Origin of the sequence: Streptomyces sp. NPDC048295 (assembly GCF_040652135.1) — a bacterium.
Taxonomy (GTDB): Bacteria; Actinomycetota; Actinomycetes; order Streptomycetales; family Streptomycetaceae; genus Streptomyces.
In genome coordinates this window covers 56,375-83,234 of the sequence record NZ_JBEZLL010000026.1, presented here as the reverse complement: position 1 = coordinate 83,234, position 26,860 = coordinate 56,375, and the positions used below count along the sequence as shown (strand labels likewise).

Annotated in this window: 17 protein-coding genes and 1 pseudogene; 11 read left to right on the top strand and 7 right to left on the bottom strand. The window is 71.4% G+C overall.

What is annotated here, in order from left to right; all coding sequences use genetic code 11:
* Positions 1 to 5 precede the first annotated feature (5 nt).
* Complete coding sequence (gene def / locus AB0D53_RS31435; RefSeq protein ID WP_362452504.1) at positions 6 to 551, bottom strand: peptide deformylase; 546 nt, start codon at positions 549 to 551, stop codon at positions 6 to 8.
* A 114-nt stretch (positions 552 to 665) separates the two neighbouring features.
* On the opposite strand from def, the gene AB0D53_RS31430 reads away from it, so the two are divergent.
* The 6 genes and pseudogenes from AB0D53_RS31430 to AB0D53_RS31405 all read left to right on the top strand — a co-directional run.
* Complete coding sequence (locus AB0D53_RS31430; protein WP_072486330.1) at positions 666 to 1,904, top strand: MurT ligase domain-containing protein; 1,239 nt, start codon at positions 666 to 668, stop codon at positions 1,902 to 1,904.
* 34 nt (positions 1,905 to 1,938) lie between these two features.
* Positions 1,939 to 2,667, top strand: a complete 729-nt coding sequence (locus tag AB0D53_RS31425; protein ID WP_362452502.1) for a glutamine amidotransferase — start codon at positions 1,939 to 1,941, stop codon at positions 2,665 to 2,667.
* Positions 2,668 to 2,810: 143 nt separating this feature from the next.
* Complete coding sequence (locus AB0D53_RS31420; RefSeq protein WP_362452501.1) at positions 2,811 to 3,839, top strand: 6-phosphofructokinase; 1,029 nt, start codon at positions 2,811 to 2,813, stop codon at positions 3,837 to 3,839.
* Positions 3,840 to 3,950: 111 nt separating this feature from the next.
* The gene (locus tag AB0D53_RS31415) at positions 3,951 to 4,901 is read left to right on the top strand and encodes a cytochrome c oxidase assembly protein (RefSeq protein WP_329820779.1); all 951 of its coding nucleotides are present in this window, start codon (positions 3,951 to 3,953) and stop codon (positions 4,899 to 4,901) included.
* A gap of 66 nt (positions 4,902 to 4,967) precedes the next feature.
* The gene (locus AB0D53_RS31410) at positions 4,968 to 5,126 is read left to right on the top strand and encodes a hypothetical protein (protein ID WP_107408259.1); all 159 of its coding nucleotides are present in this window, start codon (positions 4,968 to 4,970) and stop codon (positions 5,124 to 5,126) included.
* A 544-nt stretch (positions 5,127 to 5,670) separates the two neighbouring features.
* Positions 5,671 to 7,035 (top strand): annotated as a pseudogene (locus AB0D53_RS31405) (glycoside hydrolase family 6 protein); the annotation flags it as partial.
* Between the two features lie 96 nt (positions 7,036 to 7,131).
* On the opposite strand, the gene AB0D53_RS31400 reads toward AB0D53_RS31405, so the two are convergent.
* Positions 7,132 to 8,703, bottom strand: coding sequence for an alkaline phosphatase D family protein (locus AB0D53_RS31400; RefSeq protein ID WP_362452500.1), 1,572 nt, complete (start codon positions 8,701 to 8,703; stop codon positions 7,132 to 7,134).
* A gap of 340 nt (positions 8,704 to 9,043) precedes the next feature.
* Here AB0D53_RS31400 and AB0D53_RS31395 point away from each other — a divergent pair, with 340 nt between their 5' ends.
* The 5 genes from AB0D53_RS31395 to AB0D53_RS31375 are packed head-to-tail and all read left to right on the top strand — an operon-like array spanning position 9,044 to position 19,150.
* A complete protein-coding gene (locus AB0D53_RS31395) occupies positions 9,044 to 11,953 on the top strand; it encodes a family 78 glycoside hydrolase catalytic domain (protein WP_362452499.1) in 2,910 nt (969 codons plus the stop codon).
* Positions 11,950 to 13,254, top strand: coding sequence for an extracellular solute-binding protein (locus AB0D53_RS31390; RefSeq protein WP_362452498.1), 1,305 nt, complete (start codon positions 11,950 to 11,952; stop codon positions 13,252 to 13,254). Before AB0D53_RS31395 ends, AB0D53_RS31390 begins: the two co-directional genes overlap by 4 nt.
* Positions 13,251 to 14,213 carry a sugar ABC transporter permease gene (locus tag AB0D53_RS31385; RefSeq protein WP_362452497.1) on the top strand — a complete coding sequence of 321 codons (963 nt, stop codon included), beginning with the start codon at positions 13,251 to 13,253 and terminating at the stop codon, positions 14,211 to 14,213. The genes AB0D53_RS31390 and AB0D53_RS31385 overlap by 4 nt, the downstream gene beginning before the upstream one ends.
* On the top strand, positions 14,210 to 15,079 hold the full coding sequence (locus tag AB0D53_RS31380; RefSeq protein WP_362452496.1) for a carbohydrate ABC transporter permease: 870 nt from the start codon (positions 14,210 to 14,212) through the stop codon (positions 15,077 to 15,079). The genes AB0D53_RS31385 and AB0D53_RS31380 overlap by 4 nt, the downstream gene beginning before the upstream one ends.
* A gap of 9 nt (positions 15,080 to 15,088) precedes the next feature.
* On the top strand, positions 15,089 to 19,150 hold the full coding sequence (locus AB0D53_RS31375; RefSeq protein WP_362452495.1) for a hypothetical protein: 4,062 nt from the start codon (positions 15,089 to 15,091) through the stop codon (positions 19,148 to 19,150).
* Positions 19,151 to 19,475: 325 nt separating this feature from the next.
* Here AB0D53_RS31375 and AB0D53_RS31370 read toward each other — a convergent pair whose 3' ends face one another.
* Genes AB0D53_RS31370 through AB0D53_RS31350 form a run of 5 tightly spaced genes read right to left on the bottom strand, consistent with a single transcriptional unit; the run spans position 19,476 to position 26,829 of the window.
* The gene (locus tag AB0D53_RS31370; protein WP_362452494.1) at positions 19,476 to 21,680 is read right to left on the bottom strand and encodes a trehalase family glycosidase; all 2,205 of its coding nucleotides are present in this window, start codon (positions 21,678 to 21,680) and stop codon (positions 19,476 to 19,478) included.
* Entirely contained in the window at positions 21,677 to 23,710 is a 2,034-nt protein-coding gene (locus tag AB0D53_RS31365; RefSeq protein WP_362452493.1) for a beta-galactosidase, read from the bottom strand. Before AB0D53_RS31365 ends, AB0D53_RS31370 begins: the two co-directional genes overlap by 4 nt.
* A complete protein-coding gene (locus tag AB0D53_RS31360; protein ID WP_362452492.1) occupies positions 23,707 to 24,564 on the bottom strand; it encodes a carbohydrate ABC transporter permease in 858 nt (285 codons plus the stop codon). The genes AB0D53_RS31365 and AB0D53_RS31360 overlap by 4 nt, the downstream gene beginning before the upstream one ends.
* Complete coding sequence (locus AB0D53_RS31355; RefSeq protein WP_362452490.1) at positions 24,561 to 25,487, bottom strand: sugar ABC transporter permease; 927 nt, start codon at positions 25,485 to 25,487, stop codon at positions 24,561 to 24,563. Before AB0D53_RS31355 ends, AB0D53_RS31360 begins: the two co-directional genes overlap by 4 nt.
* A 4-nt stretch (positions 25,488 to 25,491) precedes the next feature.
* Positions 25,492 to 26,829, bottom strand: coding sequence for a sugar ABC transporter substrate-binding protein (locus tag AB0D53_RS31350; protein ID WP_362452488.1), 1,338 nt, complete (start codon positions 26,827 to 26,829; stop codon positions 25,492 to 25,494).
* Positions 26,830 to 26,860: the final 31 nt, after the last annotated feature.

Here is a 26,860-nt window from a genome sequence, read left to right as displayed (position 1 = left end):
CGCGGTCAGCCGGTGCGCGCCCAGGGCGCCCGGCGGGCCGCGCGCAGCGCCCTCCTGCGGCGCAGACCGGTCAACCGGTCCGTGTAGACCTCGCCTTCGAGATGGTCGCACTCGTGCTGGAGGCAACGCGCGAAGAAGCCGGTGCCGGTGACCCGGACCGGCTCGCCGTCGACGGTGAAGCCCTCCACGACGGCCCGGTCGAACCGCGGGGTGGCCGCTTCGAGGCCGGGCAGCGAGAGGCAGCCCTCCGGGCCGCGCACGGTGATGCCGTCGGCCTCGACGAGCCGCGGATTGACGAGATGCCCGAGGTGCCGGACATCGTCGTCGTCCGGGCAGTCGTAGACGAACACCCGCAGCGGAACGCCGATCTGGTTGGCCGCGAGGCCGACGCCCTCGGCCGCGTACATCGTGGCGTACATGTCCTCGACGAGACGGGTGAGGGAGGGACCGAAGTCCGTGACGGGTTCACAGGTCCCGTGCAGCACCGGATCACCGAGCAGGCTCATGGCACGAATCAGTCCGGAACTGCCGGGGATCGGGCGGTTTCGCATGGCCGCAATCGTACGTTCCACGCGACCTCCACCTTCCCGGCGGTGCCAGGGTGCGGTCGCCGCGCCGGACATCGATAGGCTGGGCGTGGACCGATGCAAGGAGGATCTAGGACGATGGCAGGCAACACGGAGCCGCTGTCGCCGCGGGCCAAGCTGGCCGTGACGGCGGGAAAGGCCGCGGCGGCGGTGTCACGAGCCGCCGGGCGCGGCAGCGGATCGGTGATCGGCGGCCGGGTGGCGCTCAAGCTCGACCCCGACCTGCTGGGGCGGCTGGCGCAGCACCTGGACGTGATCCTCGTGTCGGCGACGAACGGCAAGACGACGACCACCCGGCTGATCGCCGAGGCACTGCGGGCCGCGGGCCCGGTCGTGTCGAACGCGCTCGGCGCCAACATGCCCGCGGGCATCACCTCGGCGCTGGCGGGCGGCTCGGACGCGCAGTACGGCGTGATCGAGGTCGACGAGAAGTACCTGGCCGGGGTCGCGCGCGACACGACGCCGAAGGTGATCGCGCTGCTCAACCTCTCCCGCGACCAGCTGGACCGCGCGGCGGAGACCCGGATGCTGGCGGAGAAGTGGCGTGAGGGGCTGTCCGGCTCGAAGGCCGTGATCGTGGCGAACGCGGACGACCCGCTGATCGTCTGGGCGGCTTCCTCCTCCCCCAATGTGGTGTGGGTCGCGGCGGGACAGGCGTGGAAGGACGACGCCTGGTCCTGCCCCGCCTGCGGCGGTGTGATGCAGCGCCCCGGCGACGACTGGTTCTGCGGCGAGTGCGGATTCCGCAGGCCCGCGCCCAGCTGGGTCCTGCACGGCGACTACGTCCTGGACCCGCACGGTTCGGCCTGGCCGATCCACCTCCAGCTGCCCGGCCGCGCCAACAAGGCCAACGCCACCAGCTCCGCCGCCGTGGCCGCCGTCTTCGGTGTGCCGCCGCAGGTCGCGCTGGAGCGGATGTACCAGGTGCAGGCCGTCGCGGGCCGCTACGACGTGGTGTCCTTCCTCGGCCGTGAGCTGCGGCTGCTGCTGGCGAAGAACCCGGCGGGATGGCTCGAAACGTTCTCCCTGATCGACCCGCCGCCCACGCCGGTGATCCTCTCCGTCAACGCCCGGGGCGCGGACGGCACGGACACCTCCTGGCTGTGGGACGTGGACTACACCCAGCTCGCCGGTCACCCGATCTTCGTGCTCGGCGACCGCAAGCTGGACCTGGCGGTCCGCCTCGAAGTGGCCGGTCTCGACTTCCGGGTCTGCGAGAACCTCGACGAGGCCGTGCAGCAGGCCCCGCCCGGCCGTATCGAGGTCATCGCCAACTACACCGCCTTCCAGGATCTGCGCCGTCGTGTCGGCAACTGACCCCGGCCCCGGCCACCTCCGGAGAGGACGAAGCATGAGCAACAACGGTCTGCGTCTGGTCTGGGTCTACCCCGACCTCCTCAGCACCTACGGCGACCAGGGCAACGCACTGGTGGTGGAGCGCCGGGCCCGGCAGCGCGGTCTCGACGTGCAGCGCGTCGACGTACGCAGCGACCAGCCGGTCCCGACGTCCGGCGACATCTATCTGATCGGCGGCGGCGAGGACCGGCCGCAGCGTCTCGCGGCGGAGCGGCTGCGCCGCGACGGCGGGCTCAGCCGGGCCGCGTCCAACGGCGCGATCATCTTCTCGGTCTGTGCCGGCTACCAGATCCTCGGCCACGAGTTCATCAACGACCTCGGCGAGCGCGAGCCCGGCCTCGGGCTGCTCGACGTGACCTCCACCCGTGGCGAGGGGGCCCGGTGCGTCGGTGACGTACTGGCCGACATCGACCCCCGGCTCGGCCTGCCGCCGCTGACCGGTTTCGAGAACCACCAGGGCGTCACCCATCTCGGCCCGACGGCCCGGCCGTTCGCCCGGGTGCAGCTCGGCCGGGGCAACGGCACCGGTGACGGCACCGAAGGCGCGTACAACGACACCGTCTTCGGTACGTACATGCACGGCCCCGTCATGGCGCGCAACCCGCACATCGCGGACCTGCTGCTGAAGCTGGCCCTCGATGTGAACGCGCTGCCGCCGACGGACGACCGCTGGTACGAGGCGCTGCGCGCCGAGCGCATCGCCTCGGCCACACAGCCCGCCTGATGAGGCGTATTCCGCTCGTCTGAGCGGAGTCCAGCAGGCGGACGCCCGGTTCGGTCCCGCCACCCTGCGCCGGTAGGGTGGCGGGGATCCAACCGGACGACGTGGTCCGGTCGTCGGCCCACGTTGCAAAGGTTTCCCGGGCAATGCGAATTGGTGTGCTCACCTCCGGCGGCGACTGCCCCGGCCTCAACGCCGTCATCCGTTCCGTCGTGCACCGTGCGGTGGTCGACCACGGCGACGAGGTCATCGGCTTCCACGACGGGTGGAAGGGCCTGCTGGAGTGCGACTACCGCAAGCTCGACCTCGACGCGGTCGGCGGCATCCTGGCCCGGGGCGGCACGATCCTCGGCTCCTCCCGGGTCCAGCCCGCCCATCTGCGGGGCGGCGTGGAACAGGCCAGGGGTCATGTCTCCGATCTCGGCCTCGACGCGATCATCCCGATCGGTGGCGAGGGCACGCTGAAGGCGGCCAACCTGCTCTCCGAGGCGGGGCTGCCGATCGTCGGCGTACCGAAGACCATCGACAACGACATCGCCTCCACGGACGTGACCTTCGGCTTCGACACCGCCGTCGGTGTCGCGACCGAGGCGCTCGACCGGCTCAAGACGACCGCCGAATCCCACCAGCGGGTGCTGATCGTCGAGGTCATGGGCCGCCACACCGGCTGGATCGCGCTGCACTCGGGCATGGCGGCCGGAGCGCACGCCATCGTCGTGCCGGAGCGCCCGTTCGACATCGACGAGCTGACCGAAGTGGTCGGCAAGCGCTTCTCGGCCGGCAAGAAGTTCGCGATCGTCGTCGTCGCCGAGGGCGCCAAGCCCCGCGAGGGCACGTCCATGGAGATCGAGCAGGGCACCAAGGACATCTACGGGCACGAGCGGTTCGCGGGCATGGCCACGCAGCTCTCCGGCGAGCTGGAGCGGCGCCTCGGCAAGGAGGCCCGCCCGGTGATCCTCGGCCATGTGCAGCGGGGCGGCACGCCGACCGCGTACGACCGGGTGCTCGCCACCCGCTTCGGCTGGCACGCGGTCGAGGCCGCGCACCGCGGTGAATTCGGCATGATGACGGCGCTGCGCGGCACGGACATCGTGATGGTGCCGCTGGGCGAGGCCGTGGAGACGCTGAAGACCGTCCCGGCCGAGCGGTACGCCGAGGCGGAATGCGTGCTCTGAGCGACACCCCGTCCCATGAACTGCCCCCGGCCGCAGCTGCGGCCGGGGGCAGTTCTACTCTGGTCGGGACAACCGGCACGAAACGGGGACGCCCCCAGCAGGAGTGAACAGATGGATCACAGCGGGCACGGCATGAACATGGATCTGCCGCCGTTCACGCTGGGACGTGGGCTCCAATTCTCCGCGGACCCCTTCTTCCTCATCGGCTGTGTTCTCGCCGTCGGCCTGTACGGGTACGCCGTGCTGCGGCTGCGCAGACGCGGGGACGACTGGCCGGTCGGCCGGGTCGTGTTCTTCGTCGTCGGCGTACTGAGCATCGCCCTGGTGATGTGCACCAAGCTCAACGACTACGGCATGGTCATGTTCAGCGTGCACATGGTGCAGCACATGGTGATCAGCATGCTGTCGCCGATCCTGCTGCTGCTGGGCGCCCCGGTGACCCTGGCGCTGCGCGCGCTGCCGGTCGCGGGCCGTGGCCGTACGGGGCCGCGCGAGCTGCTGCTCAAGCTGCTGCACAGCCGGTACATGAGGATCATCACGCATCCGGCCTTCACCATCCCGATCTTCATCGCCAGCCTGTACGGGCTGTACTTCACCCCGCTCTTCGACTTCCTGATGGACTCGAAGACCGGCCACATCGCGATGATGGTGCACTTCCTCGCGGTCGGCCTGGTGTTCTTCTGGCCGATCATGGGCGTGGACCCGGGGCCGCACCGGCCCGGCTATGTGATGCGGATGCTGGAGCTGTTCGCCGGGATGCCGTTCCACGCGTTCTTCGGTATCGCGCTGATGATGGCGACGACGCCGATGGTGGGAACGTACAAGCATCCGCCGGCCTCGCTGGGCATCGACGCGCTGAGCGATCAGGGCTGGGCGGGCGGGATCGCCTGGGCCTTCAGCGAGATCCCGTCGGTGCTGGTGCTGATCGCGCTGGTCTTCCAGTGGTACCGCTCCGAGCAGCGCACGGCGAGGCGCTCGGACCGTCGGGCCGACCGGGACGGTGACCAGGAGCTGCAGGCGTACAACGCCTATCTCGCCTCATTGCAGGCGCGCGGGCAGTAGCGGTGGGCATGCTTCAGGGGTGACGATGGCATCCACGGCCGCACGGCCGATGAGGAGGGTGCGGGCATGTCCGGATCCACGAAGGCCATGGGAGTGCTCACGCTGACCGCGCTGGTCGTGGTCACCGCCTACACGGTGGCGCTGGGGAGCAGCGGCTGGCTCTGGTTCGGCTGGGTGGTGCTCGGCCTGATCACCCTCGGGATGGCGGCGACGCGCGAATCCTGAGCCGCACCCCTCCCCGCGCCCTCCCGGCCGGGAACCAGGACGCATCCCACGCCCCCTTCATCCGTCGATGAAGGGGGCGTCGGCCGTTCCGCGGGCGGTGTGACGCGCCGCGGGCGGAGCATACTTCTCCGGTTCGGTACGGACCGCCCCTCACCTACGCGTGCCCGTCGCTCATCCGTCCCCGACCGCCCTCTCCTCCCCTCCGTCCGGGAAGCCGTTCCGATTCAACTGTTGACAGGTGCGTGTCACTGCGTCACCTTGGGAGCGCTCCCACAGTCAAGAGTCGCACACAGCGACAGTCGCGGGTCCGACCGCGGGAGCGTTCCTGAACGCCGGGTTCCGCCCTCTGTGGGACCCGTTCCGCACCGTGCACACCCTGCTCGTCGCCCGGCACCTCTCCCCCCACCACGCCACACCGATGGTCACCCCCTGACCGGCGGGGCCCGGTGTGGGGCAGTGCGCCCCGAGCCGCTGCCCCGGTACGGCACATCCCGATGCCCGCGGGCGGACCACCCGCGGGCACCCGAGAAAACCTGGAGCCGCAATGAGAAGGACAGGCACCACTTCGCGCGTGACACGCCGAAGGCTCGCCGCGCTCTCCGCCCTCGCCCTGGGCGCGGCACTGACAGTCGCTCTTCCCGCACCCGCGTCGGCAGCCGCCCGGGTCGACAACCCCTACGCGGGCGCCACTCCCTACGTGAATCCGGACTGGTCCGCCAGGGCCGCCGCCGAACCGGGTGGCGGAGCCATCGCCGACGAACCCTCGTTCGTCTGGATGGACCGCATCGCGGCCATCGCGGGCACGGGGGACGCACGGGGGCTGCGCGCTCATCTCGACACCGCACTGGCACAGGGCGCCGACCTGTTCCAGGTGGTCATCTACGACCTGCCGGGAAGGGACTGCGCCGCGCTGGCCTCCAACGGCGAGCTCGGAGCCACGGAGATCGACCGGTACAAGAACGAGTACATCGATCCCATCGCCGGCATCCTCGCCGACCCGGCCTATGCCGGCCTGCGCATCGTCACCCTCATCGAGCCGGACTCACTGCCGAACCTGGTGACCAACGCCGGCGGCACGGCCGGCTCCACCGAGGCCTGCGCGACCATGAAGGCGAACGGCAACTACGAGAAGGGGGTCGGCTACGCCCTGCACACCCTGGGCGCGATCCCCAACGTCTACAACTACGTCGATGCCGCCCACCACGGCTGGCTCGGCTGGGACTCCAACTTCGTACCGGCGGCGCAGGAATTCAGGAAAGCCGCGACCACGGAGGGAGCGACGGTCTCCGACGTGCACGGTTTCATCGTCAACACGGCCAACTACTCGGCGCTGAAGGAGCCCTATTTCAAGGTCACCGACGCGGTGAACGGGACGACGGTGCGCCAGTCCAAGTGGGTGGACTGGAACTACTACGTCGATGAGCTGTCGTTCGCCCAGGCGCTGCGCACCGAGCTGGTGAGCCAGGGCTTCGCCCCGGGCATCGGCATGCTGATCGACACGGCGCGCAACGGCTGGGGCGGCTCCGCCCGGCCCACCGCCGCGGGGCCGCAGACCGGTGTGGACGCCTATGTCGACGGCGGCCGGGTGGACCGGCGCATCCATGCCGGCAACTGGTGCAACCAGAGCGGGGCGGGCGTCGGCGAACGGCCGGCCGCCGCCCCCGAGCCGGGCATCGACGCCTATGTCTGGGCGAAGCCGCCGGGCGAGTCGGACGGCAACAGCCAGCCCGTCGACAACGACGAGGGCAAGGGCTTCGACCGGATGTGCGACCCGACGTACACCGGCAACGGCCGCAACGGCTACAACCCGTCCGGGGCCCTGCCGGGTGCCCCGCTCGCGGGCCACTGGTTCTCGGCGCAGTTCCAGGAACTGGTACGCAACGCCTACCCGCCGCTGAACGGCGGGAGCGCCTGATCCCGGTACCCCCTCTCCGGGCCGCAGTGACACCCGCCCGGACACGGATCGCCCCCTGTCGCTCTCGTGGCAGGGGGCGGCCGCGTTTCCTCAGGCCTGCTGGAGCCCCGGGTGGCCGGCCTCGGTCACGTAGGAGGTACGCGTCGAGACGGGCGCGCCGGGGGTGGTCACGTACGGCAGGACGCGGAAATCGGCGCGGCAGCTGTCCCGGGTCAGCTCGCAGCGTACGTAGCCGCGCTGGAAGTTGGTGAACTTGATGTGCTCGTTGGCGGCGAGCAGCTTGGCACCGGAGGGGTCCAGGTCCATCCCGTCCTTGGTGGTGGAGATGGACGAGCCGACGAACTCGACACCGAGCGTGGGCGACCCCGGGTCGTCGAAGTTCTGCTTGAGATCGGAGGCGAGGTGGCGGTGCATGTCGCCGGTCAGGACGACGGGGTTGCTCACGTTGCGGTCGGTGAGCTCCTTGAACAGCCGTCGGCGGGCGTCCACGTAGCCGTCCCAGAAGTCCATCACGAATGCCTGGCCGGGGCCCGGGTCGGTGTCGACCTGGGTCACGGGGATCTGCTGGGAGATCATGTTCCATGTCGTGTCGGAACGTCCGAGGCCGCGGTACAGCCACTGCTCCTGCTCGGGGCCGAGGATGGTGCGGCCCGGTGTCAGGCGTTCGTCGCAGCCGCTCTTGGTGCCGTCGCCACAGGGCTGGTCGTCGCGGAAGAGCCGGGTGTCCAGGATATGGAAGGTGGCCATCCGCCCGTAGCGCAGACGGCGGTACATCCGGGCCTGGAAGCCGTTCGGCTTGTTCGGCAGCCGCAGCGGCAGGTGCTCGTAGTACGCCTGGAACGCGGCGGCCGCGCGCTCGCGGAAGACGGCCGGGTCCTGGTCGGGTTCGTTGTCGGCCTTGGACTTGTCGCCCGCCCAGTTGTCCTCGACCTCGTGGTCGTCCCAGACCAGTGCGAAGGGGTGGGCCTGGTGGGCGGCGATCAGGTCGGGGTCGAAGCGGTGGAGGGCGTGGCGGTTGCGGTACTGGACGAGATTCATCGGCTCGGGCCGCAGTTCGGCGGCGACGGGGACGTTGCGTACGCCGCCCATGGCGTCGATGGCGTTCTCGTAGATGTAGTCGCCGAGGTGCAGGACCAGGTCGACGTCCTCCTCGGCAAGGTGCCGGTAGGCGGTGTAGAAGCCCTCGAACCACGCCTGGCAGGAGACGAAGGCGAAGTCGAGCTCCTTGGGCCGGCTGTGCGGCGGGGGCGCGGTGCGGGTGCGGCCGACGGGACTGAGCGTGCCGCCGACACGGAAGCGGTAGTAGTAGTGCCGGCCCGGCTGGAGTCCGGAGACCTCGACATGGACGGAGTGGGCGAGTTCGGGCACCGCACGGGTCCGTCCCCGGCGCACGACGGACCGGAAGCGGTCGTCGCGGGCGACCTCCCACTGCACGTCGAAGGCGTACGGCGGCATGCCGCCGTTTCCGTCGGGCGCGAGGGGCTGGGGGGCGAGTCGGGTCCACAGCACGACTCCGTCCGGCCACGGGTCACCGGACGCCACCCCCAGGGTGAACGGGTTCTCGCGGAAGGGCGCGTCACCCCAGGCCCTGCCCGCCGACAGGCCGGCCGCGGCCAGGGCCATCCCGACCGTTCCGCCGAGCATCAAGCGTCTTCCGAACACTCCAGTACCACCTGACCCACTGTTCATTTGCATGAAACTCGTCCCTTCGTCGAACGGAATTCCGTCCGGTACGAGGTGGGATCGGCGCGTGATTTCACGCCCGTCCATGTGGTAATCACAGCGTGAATATCACAGGGGAATCATGCGCCACAAGACTACCCACGCATGGTCATTTTGCCGTTCACAGGCGGTTAGTTGGGGATACACCAACCTTTTCCGCAGTGTCCGACGACAGCCCGGCGACACCCTTGACACCCCTCGGAGCGGCTCATAGTCTCCACGCCACAGAATTAACGTTAGATTTCACATCGGGAAATTCGGTGCGACGGAAGGACGTGCTGTGTCCGGTTCCCCGACAGCGGGTGCACCCGCCCGCCATCGTGCCGAGGGCCGGACGGCGGGCCGTTCTGGCGTCCGGAGGCTGCGGCCGTACGCGCTGCGCTGCGAGCACCGCGCCACCCCGCTGGGCATCGACGAACCCGCGCCCCGGCTCTCCTGGCGGCTGGCCTCCGACCTCCGGGGGGACGACCCGGTGGCGTACCGGGTCCGTGTCGCCCGGCGCGTCGAGGATCTGGACGACGACGGTCAACTCCTCTGGGACACCGGACGGGTCACCGGCACCGGTGCGACGGCGGTCGACTACGCGGGGCCTGCGCTCCTTGGCCTCACCCGCTTCCACTGGCGGGTCTCGGTGTGGTCGGCCGGATCAAACGCGCCGGCCGAGGCCGACTCGTGGTTCGAGACCGGTTTCACCCGGGCGGACCAGTGGCGTGCCGCGTGGATCGCCCAGGGCCCGTGTCCGGTCGGTGTCATGGACGCCCCCACCGAGGGCGAGTTCGCGCTGGACGACCACGGACTCGCCCCGTGCCCCCTGTTGCGCCGTTCCTTCACCGTGCCCGCCGGTGTCCTGGGCCGGGTCCATGTCAGCGCGCGCGGTCTGTACGAGCTGCGGCTCAACGGAGAGCGGGTCGGTGACGCCGAGCTGGCCCCCGGCTGGACCGACTACCGCCACCGCGTCCAGTACCAGACGTACGACGTCAGCGCCTTGCTGCGGGAGGGCGAGAACGTCCTGGCGGCCACCGTCGCCGACGGCTGGTGGAGCGGCTTCGTGGGCTTCGAGCCGCGCCGGGCAGGGGCGCACTACGGTTCGTCCCCCCAGTTCCTGGCCGAACTCCACCTGACCGGACCGGACGGCCGAAGCTCCGTGATCGCCACTGACGAGACCTGGCGCACCGGCACGGGAGCGATCCGCCACGCGGATCTGCTGATGGGCGAATGCCACGATCTGCGGTGTGCCGCCGAGGGCTGGGAGCTGCCCGGTTTCGACGATTCCGGCTGGTCCCCGGCGCTGGTCACGGAGATTGATCACCGCCTGCTGGTGGCGTCCGCCGACGAGCCCGTCCGGGCGATGGCCGAGCTGCGCCCGTGCTCGGTCGAACGCGTCTCCTCCGGCACCCACGTCGTCGACTTCGGCCAGAACCTCGCCGGACGGGTACGGCTGACGGTCCGTGGGCTCGCCGCCGGGGCGCGGGTGGTGATCCGTCACGCCGAGGTGCTGGACGGGTCGCGGCGGCTGTACACCGCCAATCTGCGCACCGCCGCCGCGACCGATGTGCTCGTCGGGGACGGCCGCGAGCACCTCGTGTTCGAGCCGCGCTTCACGTATCACGGGTTCCGGTATGCGGAGATCAGCGGCATCCCGGAGCTGGCCGAGTCCGATGTCGTCGCCGTGGCACTGCACAGCGACACGCCGTGGGCCGGGGAGTTCGACTGTTCGGACGCCGAACTGAGGCGGCTCCACGACTGTGTGGCGTGGGGGCAGCGCTCGAACTTCGTCAGTGTCCCCACGGACTGTCCGCAGCGCGACGAGCGGCTCGGCTGGCTGGCCGACGCGCAGGTCTTCCTGCCGACGGCCGCGCTCAACGCGGATGTCGCCGCATTCTTCACCAAATGGCTGCGCGACATCGACGACGCCCGCACCCCCGACGGCGGCTTCACCAATGTCGCCCCGCGCCTCGTGGGAGTCGCCGACGAGGGCGCGCCCGGCTGGGCGGACGCGGGGGTGATCATTCCGTGGCACCTCTACCGCGTCTACAACGATCCCCGGTTCCTCGCCCGGTCCCTGGCGGGCATGTGCGCCTGGGTCGACCTGATCCGCCGTCACAACCCGGGGCTGGTCTGGCGCCACCGGGTGGGTCCGCACTTCTCCGACTGGCTCGCCCCCGGCACGCCCACCCCGCGTGACGTGGTCGCCACCGCGTACTTCGCGCACAGTGCCCGGCTCACCGCACAGGCCGCGGAGGCCCTCGGGCAGAAGGACGTCGGGGAGCGCCACCACCGGCTCGCGGACGACATCCGCCGCACGTTCAACGAGCACTTCGTCACCACGGAGGAGGCCGTGGAGGGCCTTCGCGTGCGCGTCGCGGGCGACACCCAGACCGGGTATCTCCTCGCGCTCGCCTTCGAGCTGCTGCCCGCCGGGCTCGCCGGGGCCGCCGCCCGCCGTCTCGCCGAACTCGTGGAGTCGGCGGGCCCGGCCCTGGTGACCGGTTTTCTCGGAGTGGCGCTGGCCGCGCCCGTACTCGACGCCCACGGACGGGCCGATCTCGCCCACGCGCTGCTGCTCCGCGACGAGGTGCCGTCGTGGCGGTTTCCGCTGCGGCACGGCGCCACCACCATCTGGGAGCGCTGGGACGGGTGGACCCCCGACGCCGGTTTCAGGGCGCCGTCGATGAACTCCTTCAACCACTACGCGCTCGGCTCGGTCGGCGAGTGGCTCTACCGCGGTGTCGCCGGCCTGGACCAGGCACCGGACTCCACCGGGTACCGGACGCTGCGGATCCGGCCGCGCCCCGGCGGGCTCCGCCACGCGAGTGCCCGCTACGAGTCGGTCCGCGGCACCGTCTCGGTGACCTGGGAGCGGCGGGGCGGCCGGATCGCCCTGCGTGTCCTGGTGCCGCCCGGCGCCACCGCCGAGGTGTACGTGCCCACGACGGACCCGGGGTCGGTCCGCGAATCGGGCCTGGTCCCGGATGCCGGGGACCGCCACATCACAGCGGTCTCGACCGCTGCCGACCATGTGCTCTACCGGGTTTCCTCGGGTGCCTACCGCTTCACCGCGGCCCATCCCCCGGTCGGCGACCCGCCCGGGGCGGACCGTCCGCGGCCGTCCACCACCCCGAGCCGACGCACATCAGGACCGGCGGCGAAACCTTCGTTCGCCCGTTCGTACGAGGAGGACACACCATGACGACGGGTTCTCGCTTCCGGCCGGACCGCAGCACGGTCGGCCGCCGGGGGTTTCTCCGGATCGGCGGCGGGGTCGCGGCGCTCGCCGCCCTTCCGCCCGCTCTGACGGCCTGTTCGGATTCCGGCGGTTCGGGCAAGCTGCGCGTCGTCGGCGTCGCCGACCAGCAGAAACCGATAGAAGAGCTCGTCGCCCTCTACCGAAAGTCCCGGCCCGACGACGAGTTCGCCACCTCCTTCGCGCCCACGGACCAGGTGCAGACGGTGGTGCGCACCCAGCTCGCCGGGGGCAACGCCCCCGATGTCCATGTGCTCTATCCCGGCAGCGGCAGCGCCATGTCCATGGTCGAGCTGGCCAAGGCCGGACTGCTCGCCGACCTCAGCGCGCAGCCGTGGGCCAAAGAGGTCCCGGCGAACTTCCACCCCGCTTACCGGCACGAAGGAAAAACGTATCTGTACTCGGCGGGGAGCAGCGTCATCGGCGCCATCCACAACAAGAAGGCCTTCGCCGAGGCCGGAGTCGAACCGCCGAAGACCTGGAACGAACTCCTCGATGTCTGCGCGAAGCTGAAGGCCAAGGGCATCATCCCGATCGCGCTCGGCACGCAGACGCCCTGGGTCACCCAGCTGATCACCTACGCGCTGGTCCCCAACGCCGTCTATGCGAAGAACCCGGGTTTCGACGCCGAGATGGCCTCCGGCAAGGCGCACTTCCGCGGCTCCGGGTGGGCCGATGCAATGGGCAAGTACCAGGAGCTGCAACGCCGGGGCTTCTTCAACGAGAACCCCAACGGTACGACGTACGAGCAGCAGACCTCGATGGTCGCGAGCGGCAAGGCGGCGATGGCCGTCCAGGTCTCCGCCGTGCTCGCCAACTTCCGCCAGGCCGCACGGAATCCGGACGACCTCGGCATGTTCCCCTTCCCGGGCGGTGACGACGCCGCGGACCTGTGGATCCCGGCGGGCATCGTCGTCGGGCTCGGGGTGTCCGCGCGGTCCAGGAAGTCGGCCGCTGCGAAGCGGTTCATCGAGTTCCTCGGGAAGCAGGAGAACGTCGACCGCTGGGCGCAGTCCGTGGCCGCGATCCCGTTCAAGCGCGGCGCCTCGACGAAGACCGACCCGGTCCTCGACGGCTTCCTGCCCCTCATCGACGGCAACCGGGCCGTCCCCTTCATGGACCAGAGCTGGCCCAACGCCGAGGTGCAGCCGGCCCACTTCGCCGCCGTGCAGAACCTCCTCGCGGGCAAGACGGACGTCGACGGCGCGCTGGGACAGATGGACGAGGCCTACGGGAAGAAGTCGTGACGAGCACCTCCGAGAAGACGGTCCCCGGCCCGGCAGGTACGGCCGGGGACGGTCCCGGGGCCGGTCGCGGCCGTCCGGTCCGGCACCGCGACCACACCGTCCCGCCCTGGCTCTTCGTCGTCCCGGCACTCGTCGTCTACGCCTTCGTGGTGCTCTACCCGAGCCTTGCCGGGGTGATGTACGCCTTCACCGACTGGTCCGGGATCGGCGGTTTCTCCTTCACCGGGACGGAGAACTTCCGCACCCTGCTCGACGACGGCCGGGCCCTGGAGTCCGTCGGCAACACCCTGCTGCTCACCGTCGCCGTGGTCGTGGTCCAGAACGGCATCGGCCTGCTGCTCGCACTCGGTGTCCACACCAACATCAGGTCCCGGGCGGTACTGCGGCTGATCTTCTTCGCGCCGGCCGTGGTCAGCCCGGTCATGGTCGCGATCCTCTGGAAGTACGTCTACAACCCGGAGAACGGCGCCGGTCTGAACGGTCTTCTCGGTGCGGTCGGGCTCGGCGGACTGCGTCAGGACTGGCTCGGCGACCCCTCGCTCGCCCTGTGGTCCGTCGCGGCGATGGTCGTGTGGCAGTACGCGGGCTACTCGATGGTCGTCTTCCTGGCCGGACTCCAGGGCGTACCCGCCGAGCTCCACGAGGCGGCCCGGATCGACGGGGCGGGTTCCTGGCAGCGCTTCCGCTACGTCACCTGGCCGCTGCTGGCCCCGGCGCTGACGATCAACCTGATGCTGTCGACCATCGGCGGACTCAAACTCTTCGACCAGGTCTACGCCGCCACCAACGGCGGACCCGGCACCTCCAGCGAGACGCTGTCGACGGTCCTGTACAAGGAGGCCTTCGTCTACGGAAAGTTCGGCTACAGCACCGCCGTGGCCCTGGTCCTCGCGCTGTTCGTCGCCGCCGTCTCGCTGGTCCAGCTCCGCTACCTGCGCGCGAGGGAGGTCACCGCGTGAGCACCTCGACGAGCCCGGGAACGGCAGCACCCGGGCGCGGGCGCCGCAGACCGCCGTACGGGCGGTACGTCCTCGAACTGGTCATGATCGCCGTCGCGGTGGTCTTCCTGTTCCCGGTGTACGCCCTGATCACCCTGGCGATGAAGGACCCCCGGCAGATCTCCGAATCGCCCCTCTCGCTGCCCTCGCCGCCCACCTTCGGCAACTTCGGCGACGCCTGGTCCTCCGCCTCGCTGGGGCCCGCCCTGGTCAACAGCACGGTCATCACGGCGGTCAGCCTGCTGCTGCTGATCGTCCTCGGATCCACGGGGGCCTACTACCTCGCGCGGTGCGCCCGCGGCCTCGGCTACGGGCTGTACATCCTGTTCCTGCTGGGCATCGTGCTGCCGTTCCAGCTCGGCATGATCCCGCTCTACAGACTCGTCGACGACCTGGGCTGGCTCGGCACGTACCAGGGCATGGTGCTCTTCTACACCGGCATCCAGCTGCCCTTCACCGTCTTCCTGTACACCGGGTTCATCCGCGCGCTGCCGCCGGACTACGCGCAGGCCGCGCTGATCGACGGCTGCAACCACCGGCAGGCGTTCACCCGGGTCGTGTTCCCGCTGCTGCGCCCCATCACCGGCACCGTGATCATCCTGAACGCCGTGTTCATCTGGAACGACTTCTTCACTCCGCTGCTGTACCTGGGCGGCTCCGACAAGGAGACCGTGCCGGTGGGCATCTTCGCCTTCGTCGGCCAGTACGTCTCGGACTACGGACTCGTCTTCGCCGGGCTGGTCCTCGCCGCGCTGCCGGTCCTGATCGTCTTCGTGGTCCTCCAGCGCTATGTGATCAAGGGCTTCGCGGGCGGTCTCAAGGGCTGAGGAGCTCCCATGACACATCTGGAGGACGGCCCCCTCCTCCCGCCGGGCATCGCGGCGGTCCTCGCCGGGCCGCCGCGTGCCTTCTCACCCGTCGCGATCTGGTGGTGGAGCGGGGAGCGGCTCGAACGGGCCCGGCTGCGGGCTCAGCTGGAGCGCTTCGCGCAGGGTGGGGTGCACAATCTCGTGCTTCTCAATCTTGCGCCGTCGGGGCCGTTGTTCGGCTCCGACGCCGACGATCCGCCGTTTCTCTCCGACGCGTGGTGGGCGTTGCTCGACGGGGTGTGCGAGGACGCCCGGGAGCTGGGGGTCGCTCTCTGGTTCTACGACCAGCTCGGCTTCTCCGGCGCCGATCTGCAGGCACGCCTCGTCGACGAGCGGCCCGCCCACGCGGGCCGGCGGCTCGACCGGGTGCGGGCCGTGGTGGAGTCCGCGGCGGACCGGGCCGGCGAGCTGCGCTGTCCGCCGGACGGCCGGCCGCTCGCCGGCAGCGCCGAACCGCTCGACGCCGACGGCCGGAGTACCGGCCCGGCGGTCCCGGTGGCGGTGTCCGACGGGGCGGTACGGGCGCCCGGCCCCGGACACTGGCGGCTGACGCTCCATCACCATGTGCCGCTGGGCTTCGACTACCTGGGCGCCGAGGCCTGTGCGGCGCTGCTGGACCGGGTGCACGGGGAGTTCGAACGCCGGCTCGGCGACCGGCTCGGGTCCGTCGTCGTCGGCTCGTTCCAGGACGAGCTGCCTTCCCTCCCCACCTGGTCCACCGGTTTCGCCGACGCCTTCCGGCGCCTTCACGGGTACGACATCGGCGAGCGGCTCGACGCCCTGTACGACGGCTGCGCGGACCCGGACGTCCACCGGGTCCGCCGCGACTACCACCTGACCCGGGCCGAACTGGCCGAGGCGGCGTTCTTCCGGCCGCTGGCAGCCTGGCACGAACGTCATGGACTGCTCATCGGCTGCGACCAGCAGGACCCCGCCCGCGCCGGGCACCCGGTGGCCGGCGTGGAACTGTACGCCGACTACGCGCGAACGCACCGCTGGTTCTCGGCGCCCGGCTCCGACCACCACGGGGACGCCCGCGTGCACTCCTCGCTCGCCCACCTCTACGGCCACCGCCGCACCTGGGTCGAGGCCTTCCACTCCACCGGCTGGGGCGGCACCCTGGAGGAGACCTTCGACTGGCTGCTGCCGTGGCTGCGGGCCGGCGCCACGCTCTACAACCCGCATGCCGTCTACTACACGACCAAGGGCGGCTGGTGGGAGTGGGCGCCGCCCGCGACCGACTGGCGCCAGCCGTACTGGCGCCACCACCGTGTCTTCGCGGACGCCGTGACCCGGCTGTGCGCGATCCTGAGCCTCGGTCATCATCTGTGCGACATCGCGATCCTGCTGCCCACCACCACCGCCCAGGCGGGCACCGCCCTGGACGGGGTCACCGAAGCGGCGCGGCGCGCCCAGTCGGTGTACCTCGCACTCGTCGGGGACATGGCCTGGTTCCGTACCCGGCCCGGCATCATGGACCGCCTCGGCCTCGATGCCGATGTCATCGACGACGCCTCGCTGGCCCGCGCCCGGGTCTCCCGGCTCGACGACGGGGTACGGCTGCGGGTCGCGGACGAGGCGTACGCCACGATCGTGCTGCCCTCGTGCACCGTCCTGGAACGGGAGACGGCGCGGCGGCTCGTCGAATTCGCCTCCGCCGGTGGGCGGTTGATCGCACTGGGCGATCTCCCCGGGCAGCTGGTCGGCCCCGGCACGGACACCCCGGCCGGACTGCGGGAGTGCTTCGCGGACGGCCGGGCCGTGCACATCCCCACGACGGACGACCCGGCCGGTCCGCTCGCCGCCGCCCTCGGCGGTGCGCACCCGGTCGTCCGGGCCCCGGTGCCCGCGCTCGCGCGCCGGGTGGACGGCGCCACGGTGGTGTTCCTGACCGCGGCCGCGCCCCGGGCGACCCGCGCGTCCGTCGCCGCCCCCGACGAGCGGGGCGCCGCGCTGGGCTGGCTGGACGCCCGCTACGACTTCGACCCCGGCCGCTACGCGCGGCGGGCCCGGGTACGGGTGCGGGACGTTTCGGGGCCGGCCGTGCTGGTGGACCCGTTCGGCGGTGCTCCGCGGACGCTGCCGACGCTGCCCGCCGAGGACGACGCGCGGGCCGTCGAGGTCGTGGTGCCCTTCGACACCGGGCCCGCGGCCGTGCTGGTCTTCCCGGCGCACGACCGGGAGCCGGCCGCGCCCGTGGCGCACCGTTCCGGGCCGGGTGCCACCGTGGTGGAGATCCCTCCGGACGCGGAGTGGGACATGGTGCTCGTCCCGACGCTCGACAACACCTGGGGCGACTTCGCCCGCCCCGCGACCGGGCCGCCCACGGGTACGGCCGTCACGGAGTGCCGGACCTTCCGGCACCGGGTGGAGGCGGCCGGTGAGGACGGTGTCCGGGACGGCTGGGCCGCGCCCCGCGGCCCCGGTCGTACGGCCGGGGCCACGGTCCACGCGACCTTCGGCCCGCGCGCGGTCGTGCTCCGTGAGGAACCCGGCCGGGACCGCGACGCCTCGGTACTCGAATGGTCGGAGACCCTGGGCGTGTACAAGGACCCGGTGCACCGTGCGGTTCTGGGGCCGAAGGGGCATGTGCCCGAGGAGTTCGCGCACATCGGCCGCGTGGTCGCCGGGGAGGTGGTGCGGCTGCGGGTGGCACTGGGGCTGGACGAGTCCTTCGAGGGGCATCTCGCGATCGGTGCCGCGGCGGCCAAGCGGGTACGGATCGACGGCGTGCCGGTGGCTCTCGACGACGGGGGCCATCTCGCGATGGGCCCGGTGCGGGCAACGGCCGGAGTCCATCTCCTCGAACTGGACCTGACTGCACATCAGGACGGCGAGCTGCGTGCACACTTCGCCCTCGTGCGGGATCCCGGGCGCTATCGGCGCCCGGAGTGGATCCACGCACCCGGCACGATGGGCACCGCGTTGCACCTGTCGGTGCTCCCCGGCCGGGCCGTCGTCCAGGTGGCCTCCCGGGTGCCCTGCACCCTGCGGGTGAACGGACGGCTCATCGGCAGGCAGGGCGGCTTCGACCCGTACGCCGAGCACGCGGTGCCACATGTGCGGCGGTACGACGTGGCGGCCGCTCTTCGCCCCGGCGACAACGAGATCACGGTCGCGACGTCCGGCGACGGCGAGCGCGCGGTCCTGGTGGACGCGGTCCTCGAAGACGGGCACGGCGGGCGGCTCGCGACCCTGCACAGCGACTCCCGCTGGTGGGCCGAGGACACGCGGGGGCGCGGGCCGGTCCGGGTGCGCCGGGAGCCGGTGGGTGATCCCGCCGCCCTGTTCCTGCGCCGCCGCCCCCATCCGCTGCCGGGTGCCGCGTGGCTGGACCCGGAGGCCGACGACGGCACGGTGGTGCCGGTACGGTTCGCGGTTCCGGGGCGCCGGGGCGGTGTGGAGTGGCTGTGGTGCGAACTCCCGCCCGGTACACGTCGGTTGACGGCAACGGTGCACGGCGTGGTCACGGTCCATGTGGACGGCTGCGAATGCCCCGCCACCGTGACCGCCGTCGATGCCCGGGGGGTGCGCACCGTGACGGCCGAGCTGCCGCCCGCCGGTCGCGGCGGGCCGCGGACCGCGGCCCTGCGGGTACGGACGCGCCCCGGGTACGAGGGCGGTGCCGCGCTGGCGGGTCCGCTGCGGTGCGCGGTGGGCCCCGGGCGGATCCGGCTCGGCGACTGGGAGAGCCAGGGCCTGGCCGAGTACAGCGGCGGGGTGCGGTACGGCCGCGTGCTGACCGTGCCCGCCGATGCCGCGGCGGGTCCGGTGTGGCTGGACCTCGGGCGGGTCCGGGGCACCGCGGAGGTACGGGTCGGGGGCACCGAGGCGGGGGTGCGGGTGTGTTCCCCGTACGTCTTCGAGCTGACGGGGCTGGTCGTGCCCGGGGCCAATGCTGTGGAGATCACCGTGTTCGGGACGCTGGCACCCCGCCTGGACGCGACGAGCCCGACCCATTTCGTCTTTCCCGGGCAGCGGGTCAGCGGCCTGCTGGGTCCGGTGCGGCTGCGCACCGGACGGGTGTGACCGGCGGGGCGGGGTGGGTGCCGAACGGCCACCGGCCGGCACCCCGCCGCCCGGCGAGGCCGGGTGTCTCGTCCTCGTCCGGCGCGGGCCGCTCCGAGCCCGTGACCGGTCCTGTCCGGTTCTGTCCGGTACGGTCCGGTCCGGTCCGGTCCGGGCGGTACTCCTCCCGCGGGGTCGCCTCCGAACGGCGAACAGTCCCCGTCCGGCCCGCATCGGCCGGGGATCGGGCAGGTCCTCGGGCAGGCCCGGACGGTGCGGCGAGAACATGGGCGCGAGCATGACCGCCCTGCCCGCGCCCGCTCCGAGGACGGCTGCGGTCCGCCCGCTACCTGTCTCCCGTCAGCATCGGCAGCAGCAACGCCGCGGACCAGCTGAAGTTGGGCGAGTTGAGCGGCGCCCCGGTGGTCGGGTCGTAGTTCTCCATGATCGGTCCGTTGCCGGCGAGGCCCGACGCGCGGGTGAGGAGGCGCTCCGTCAGGGCGTCCGCGTCCTTGCCGTAGCCGTAGCGGCGCAGGCCGCCGAGGGCGAAGTAGGCCTGGTCGAACCAGACGGGGCCGCGCCAGTAAGCGGTCGGCGAGAAGTAGGGGGAGCTCTTCGCCACCGTCGGGAAGGGCACGGTGGTGGCGAACTCCGCCGGGTCCGTCAGCTTGTCGCGCACGGAGCGGGCCTGTGCGGCGGACGCCGTGCCGGTCCACAGCGGGACGGCACCCTCGATGCCACGGCCCCGGGAGGTGAGCGGTGTGCCGGTGCCGAGCGCGGTGTCGTGGAACCAGCCGTCCGTGGCGTCGTACATCGTCGTGCGGACGGCGGTGGCGGTGGCCTCGGAGCGCTGCTGCCAGTGCCGGGCGTCGGCGCCGCGGCCGAGCGCGCCCGCGATGCGCGCCACGTACCCCTGGTCGGAGGCGAGATAGGAGTTCAGGTCGACGGACTCCTGGTCGACGGAGTAGCCGAGGAGCGTTCCGTCGGCGGCCCTGTTGGCGACGATGCCGGTGCCGAGGGTGGCGTCGAAGCGGGGCGCGTTGTCCATGCCGCTCTCCCAGGCGGCGGCGAGACGCCGCTCCTCGGGGGAGTCGTTGGCGGGGTCGACGGTGGCACCGTACTCCGCGAGACCGTTGTGGTCGTGGTCCCGGTTGCGGTACCACCACGCCTGGTACGCGGCGAGCTTCGGGTACATCTCGCGCAGGAAGGCCCTGTCCCCGGTCTTCCTGTACACCTCCCACACCGCCCAGGCGGCCAGCGGGGGCTTGGAGTTGCGTTCGTTCCAGTTGCCGCCGCCGCGTGCGGGGTCGTTGTAGAAGATGACGTCGGGGATCATCCCGGCGTCCTGGGGGCGGGTCGTGGAGCCGGGGCGGATCTGCCAGTCGAACATGGAGCGGATCTGAGACTGGGCCAGCCCGGGGGCGAAGCGTGCGATGCCCACGGCCTGCTTCCAGGTGTCCCAGGCCCAGATGCCGCCGGTGAACCACTTGTAGGAGATCGACGGTGTGATCCCGTCGTGCTTGATCTGCCCGGCGGCACTGCGCCAGTTGGTGACGAGGGTCTCCAGGGACTTCACGGCCGTACGCCGCCGGTCGGCGGGCACGCCCCGGGTGACCCCGGCGACGTAGCCACGCCAGCGCGCGTCGGACGCGGACACGACGGATGCGGGGCGGGCCAGCACCTCGCGGACCTTCGCCCGCTCCTTCCCGCGCTCGGCGGCGGTGAAGGTGTAGGACTCGGTCCAGTCGAAGCTGTGCGAGCGGCCGGGGGCGAGGGTCACCGGGTCCGCCGCCTCGGTGCGGTAGCTGTCGCCGTCCACCGTCGTGCGGACGCGGTCCCTGTGGGTGACCTCGAAGCGCTCCGTGCCGTCGGTGAGGTAGTCCCATGTCTCGCGGACCTTCGCGAAGTCGACGCCGACGCCGGAGCCGGTGGCGGTCAGCGACGGTGCGTCGCGCATCGGCTTGTCGGCGGGCCGCAGCAGGCTGCCCGTCCAGTCGGCGCCCAGGGTGCGGGGCGCCGGGCCGGTGTTGCGGACCTCCGCCCTGACCAGGGCGCTGCGGTCGGTGGCGAAACGGAGTTCGAGGGTGAGGCGCAGGCCGCGGCCGAGGTCGTAGGACTGGAGGAGGCGGCCCGGGAGCGAGGTGAGCCGGGGCGCACCGCCGCCGGCCAGGTCCACAGTGCGGCCGTGTTCGGTGAGGCGGATGCGGCTGAAGGACTTGCTGAGCCACCAGGGGTATTCCTGGGCGATGTAGAGGGGCCCGGAGAAGCCTCCGTACGCGTCCTTGTCGCCGGCCTCCGGGAGGGCATAGGCGTGCCAGGACCCCTGGTCGGCGAAGACGTTGACGGGATTGTTGTCCTCGTCGTCGCCGGGCTGCGCGGCGGCGGGGGTGCCGTGCAGGTCGAGGACGTCGGCGTACGCAGGCGGGGGCTTCGGGTGCCCGTGGGCGCTCGCCGCCTGCGGTACGGCGAGGGCACCGCCCGCCAGGAGGAGCGCGGTCAGGGCGCTCAGGGATCGGCGTCCGGTCGGGTGTCGGTCTCTCGATCGGGTCATTTCCCGGTCTCTCCAGGGGTGTCGGTGGCGATGCGCAGGACGGCGGCGCCGAGTGGGCCGAGGTCGATGTGGCCGCGGACGGTTCTTCCGGTGAGCAGGTCGGTACCGCCGATGGCGTATCGGCCCGTCAGCGGGGTCCGGGTGGTGTGGTCGTTGTGATTGAGGACGAAGAGGTACGTGCCCTGTGCGCCGGAGCGCACGGTCGCCTCGACGCCCTCGGGGACGTCGAGCACGGGCCGTACGCCCGCCGCCCCCAGCGCCCCGTCGAGCACGGCCGCGATGCCGTCGCCTAGGTGGGCGCTGACGTACCACGCGGTGCCGGTGCCGTAGGGGTGGCGGGTGATCGCGGGGCGGCCGGTGAGCTCGCCGGCCCCGTAGGAGTCGACGGCCTCCGTGTCCGGGCCTCCGGGCTCGATCCACTCGCTCCACAGGGTGGCCTCGGCGCCGGAGGCCAGGGGCACCGCCACGCCGTCGGGGATCGGCCAGAACTCGTCGACGGACACGCCGAGCACGTCCCTCAGCGGCCCGGGCGCGCCGCCGTCGTGGATGTGGTCGTGGCCGTCGACGACGCCGGAGAAGGGACCGCACACGAGGTGGCCGCCGCCGTGTACGTAGGCGGCGAGGCGTGCGGCGTTCTCGGGCCGCAGCAGATGGAGGTTGGGGGCGAGGACGGCCCGGTAGCCGTCGAGGCGGGCGTGCGGGGGAACGAAGTCGATGGTGACGGCGCGGGCGTGGAGCGCCGCGTACCAGGGGCGCAGCAGCTCGCGCCAGCGCATCCGGGCCGAGGGGTGGTCGTCGGCCTCCAGGGCCCACCAGGAGTCCCAGTCGAGGACGATCGCCACCTCCGCCGGGGCGGTGGTGCCGGTGACCTCGCCGAGCCGGGCGAGTTCGGCGCCGAAGCGCACCGTCTCGCGCCAGCCCCGGGACGCGGTGCCCCGGTGCGGGAGCAGGGCGCTGTGGTACTTCTCGGCTCCGGCGCGGGAGGCGCGCCACTGGAAGTACATGATGCCGTCGGCGCCGCGGGCCAGTGCCTGGAGGGACCAGAGGCGTTGCAGGCCGGATTTCTTGGGGACGTTGACCGGCCGCCAGCTGACGGCGGACGGCGCCTGTTCGAGGAGCAGCCAGGGCAGGCCGCCCTTGAGGGAGCGCATCAGGTCGTAGTTGAGGGCGGCGTCGACATGGGCGCGGGGTTCGGCGGGGTCCGGGTAGGCGTCGTCGGCGACGAGGTCCTCGTGCTCGGCCCACTTCCAGTAGTCGAGTGCCTTGAACATCGACATGAAGTTGGTGGTGGCCGGGGTGCCGGGGGCGATCTCCGCGAGTGCCCGGCGCTCGGCCCGGTGGCATTCGAGGAGGGCGTCGGAGCAGAAGCGCCGCCAGTCGAGCAGCTGCGTCGGGTTGACCGGTCCAGGGGCGGTGCGGGGCGGTTCGATCTCGTCGTACGTGCTGTAGCGCTGCGACCAGAAGGCCGTGCCCCAGGCTTGGTTGAGGGCGCCGACGGTGCCGTAGCGGTCGGTGAGCCAGGCGCGGAAGTGTGCGGCGGAGCGGGCGCAGAAGCACTCGGTGACGTGATCGCCGTACTCGTTGTGGATGTGCCACAGGGCGAGGGCGGGATGGTGTGCGTAGCGTTCGGCGAGGGTGCGGGTGAGCCGGAGTGCGGCGGCGCGGTAGTCGGGCGAGGACGGGCAGTAGTGCTGGCGCGAGCCGAATTCGAGGCGTACGCCGTCGGCCGTGACCGGCAGGATCTCCGGGTGGGCGCGCACCAGCCAGGCCGGCGGTGACGCGGTCGCGGTGGCCAGGTCGACGGCGATGCCATGGGCGTGCAGCAGGTCCAGGAGACGGTCGAACCAGTCGAAGTCCCAGGATTCCGGGCCGGGTTGGAGCCGGGCCCAGGAGAACACGCCGACGGTCACCATGGTGACTCCGGCCTCGCGCATCAGCCCGGCGTCCTCGGCCCAGACCTCCTCGGGCCACTGCTCGGGGTTGTAGTCACCGCCGTAGAGGACCCCGGGGACACGGGTCAGGCGGCTCATCCCTTCACCGCCCCGCCGAGGAGTCCGGCGACGAACTGCCGTTGGAAGACCAGGAAGAGGAGCATCAGCGGAAGCGTGGCGAGGAGCGAGCCGAGCATCAGGCCCGAGTAGTCGACGTGGGAGAGCCCCGTGAGGGTGTTGAGTGCTACAGGCACGGTGTATTTGTCCTCGGAGTTCAGCATGAGCAGCGGCCAGATGAAGCTGTTCCACTGCGCCATGAACGTGAAGATGACCAGGGCGCCGAGTTGCGGGCGCACGCACGGCAGCACGACCTGGTAGAAGGTGCGCAGCTCGCCGGAGCCGTCGATCCGGGCCGATTCGAGGAGTTCGTCGGGGAAGTCGACGAAGCTCTGCCGCATCAGGAGGATGCCGAAGGAGTTCGCCAGGAACGGCAGGACCACCGCCTGGTACGAGTCGATCCAGCCGACGCTCGCCATCATCTGGAACAGCGGCACGAGCAGTACCTGGAACGGGATCATCATCGTGGCGAGCACCGCGCCGAGCAGCAGACCCCGGCCGCGGAAGCGGTACTTGGCCAGTCCGTAGCCGCACATGGCGGAGATCAGCGAGCTGAGCGCGGTGTGGACGACGGCGATGCCGACGCTGTTGAGGAGGACCCGTCCGAAGCCGATGGTGTCCTGGAGCCGGACGAGGTTGTCGAGGAGTCTGCCGCCGGGCAGGAACGGCGGCGGCGAGTGGAACAGCTCGGACGTGGAGTGTGTCGCGGCGATCGCCATCCAGAGGAACGGCACCAGGCTGACGATCGCGCCGGCCGCGAGGAGGAGGCGGACGAGGTACCGGCCGGCGCGCCGGGCCGGGGGGATGCGTACGGGGGCCTGCTGGGGGGCGGTCACCGGCGGCGCTCCCTTCCGAAGGCGACGTACTGGAGGGCCGAGACGGCGGCTATGAGGGCGACGACGACCCAGGCGATGGCGGCGGCGTAGCCGAAGTCGAGCTGCTGGAAGCCGACCTTGTAGAGGTAGACGACCGGGGTGAGGGTGGCGTCGTCGGGGCCGCCGCGGGTGAGGACGTAGTTCTCGTCGAAGAGCTGGAGGGTGCCGATGGTGGAGGTGATCACACAGAACAGGACGACCGGGCGCAGCTGCGGCAGGATCACGCGCGTGTACGTGGACAGGGTGCCGGAGCCGTCGATCGCCGCGGCCTCGTACTGTTCCTTGCCGATGGACTGGAGTCCGGCGAGCAGGATGATGGCGTTGTAGCCGGTCCAGCGCCAGGTCAGGGACGCGATCAGGGAGACGCGGGCCCAGGTGGGGCTGTTGAGCCAGTCGACCTGGCCGATGCCGACGGCGCCGAGGATCTGGTTGACGAGGCCGCCGTCGGTCTTGAGGAGGACCTGGAAGACGACGGCGTACGCGACGAGTGTGGTGACGGCGGGCAGGAAGTAGACCGCTCGCCAGGTGCCGCGGAAGCGCAGCCAGGACTGGTTGAGCAGGACGGCGAGGACGAGGGCCAGGCCGATCATCACGGGGACCTGGACGACGAGGATGATCCCGGTGTTGACGAGCGACTCCAGGAAGGCGGGGTCGTCGGTCATGCGCCGGTACTGGTCGAGTCCGGCCCAGTGGATGGCGCCGGCGTCCTCGGTGGTGAAGCTCTGCAGGAGGCTCGCGCCCAGCGGGTAGGCGAAGAAGAGCGCGAAGAGGACGGCCGCCGGTCCGGCGAAGATCCAGGCGGTGGGACGCCGCCGTCCGCGGCGCGCCCGGGCCGGGGCGCGGGCGGGAGCCATGGGCCGGTCGTGGGTGGTGGGGACTGCCATCGGGCTACTTCACCCTTTCGCGGCCGGTGGCCGTGGCGAGCTGTCGCGCGGCCGAGTCCAGGGCGGCGCGCGGGTCCTTGCCGCGCAGCATCACGCCGGTGACGGCGGAGACCATGATGTCGGTGGCCTTCGCGTCGTCCTTGTCGTACTCGACCGGCGGGATGTTGCGGGCGAGCCGGGCGAACACGTCGAGGGCCGCCTGCCCGCCGAAGTACTCCCGCTTCGTGCTCAGGTACGGGTCGTCGAGTGCGGGCAGATAGGCGGGGAAGAGTCCCTCGCGCTTGAGCATGGAGACCTGGTTGGCCTTGCCGGTGAGCAGGAATTCGATGAACGCCCAGGCGAGGCGGGGGTTCTTGCTCTGCGCGGGGACGCAGAGCGTGGAGCCGCCGATGTTGGAGGTGCGGATGCCGTCGGGGGTGAATCCGGGCAGCGGCACCACCGAGAACCTCCCTTTCAGCTCCGGCATCTCGTCGGTGATGGTGCCCGTCCACCAGGCGGCGGTGGGCGTGGTGGCGGCCTTGCCCTCCTTGGTGCCGGTGACGAGCCCGTCCCAGCCCTTCTCGTAGTCGACGAGCCCCCTGTCGTGCAGGGTCTTCATCAGCGTGAGGGCCTTCACTGCCTGAGGGGTGTCGACGGCGACCCGGCCGTTCCTGAAGTAGAGCTGGCCCTGCTGCTGGAGCAGCATCGGCAGGATCCCGGTGTCGGTGGAGTCCATGATGAGCAGCTTGCGGCCGGTGGCCTGCTTGATACGGACGCCCGCTGCCACATAGTCGTCCCAGGTCAGCAGTGACGCGGGGTCGACTCCGGCGGCACGGAAGTGGTCCGTGCGGCAGTAGAGCGCGCAGGGGCCGATGTCCCAGGGCAGGGCGAAGACGGTGCTGCCCTTGCCCGTGACGGTGCGCCACGCGGCGCGGTCGAAGTCGCCCCCGTAGCGGCCGCCGAGGCTCGTCAGGTCGTAGAAACCGCCCGGGAAGTTGCCCAGGTAGCGCGGCATGTGGCTGCCCTCGACCGTGAGGACGTCGGCGAGGCCCGAGCCGCCGCGCAGGCCCACGGTGATCTTGTCGTAGGCGTTGTCGTAGCCGATGTCGACGATGTCGACGGTGGTGCCGGGGTGGTGCTCCTCGAAGGTGCGGGCGAGGCGCTTCATGGCCTTGGCGGCCACGTCCCACGACCAGACGGTGATCCTTCCGCTGACCTCGCCCCCTTCGCCCTCCTTCCCGCCGCCGATGTCGCGGGCCTGGCCGCCGCCCGCGCCGCCCATGGCGCATCCGCTGACCAGGGACGATGCCGCGGCCGCGATGCCTGTGGCCAGAACGGCCCGTCGGGTGGGTCCTGTTGACACTCTTGCCTCCTGGAGCCTGAATGCCTAATGC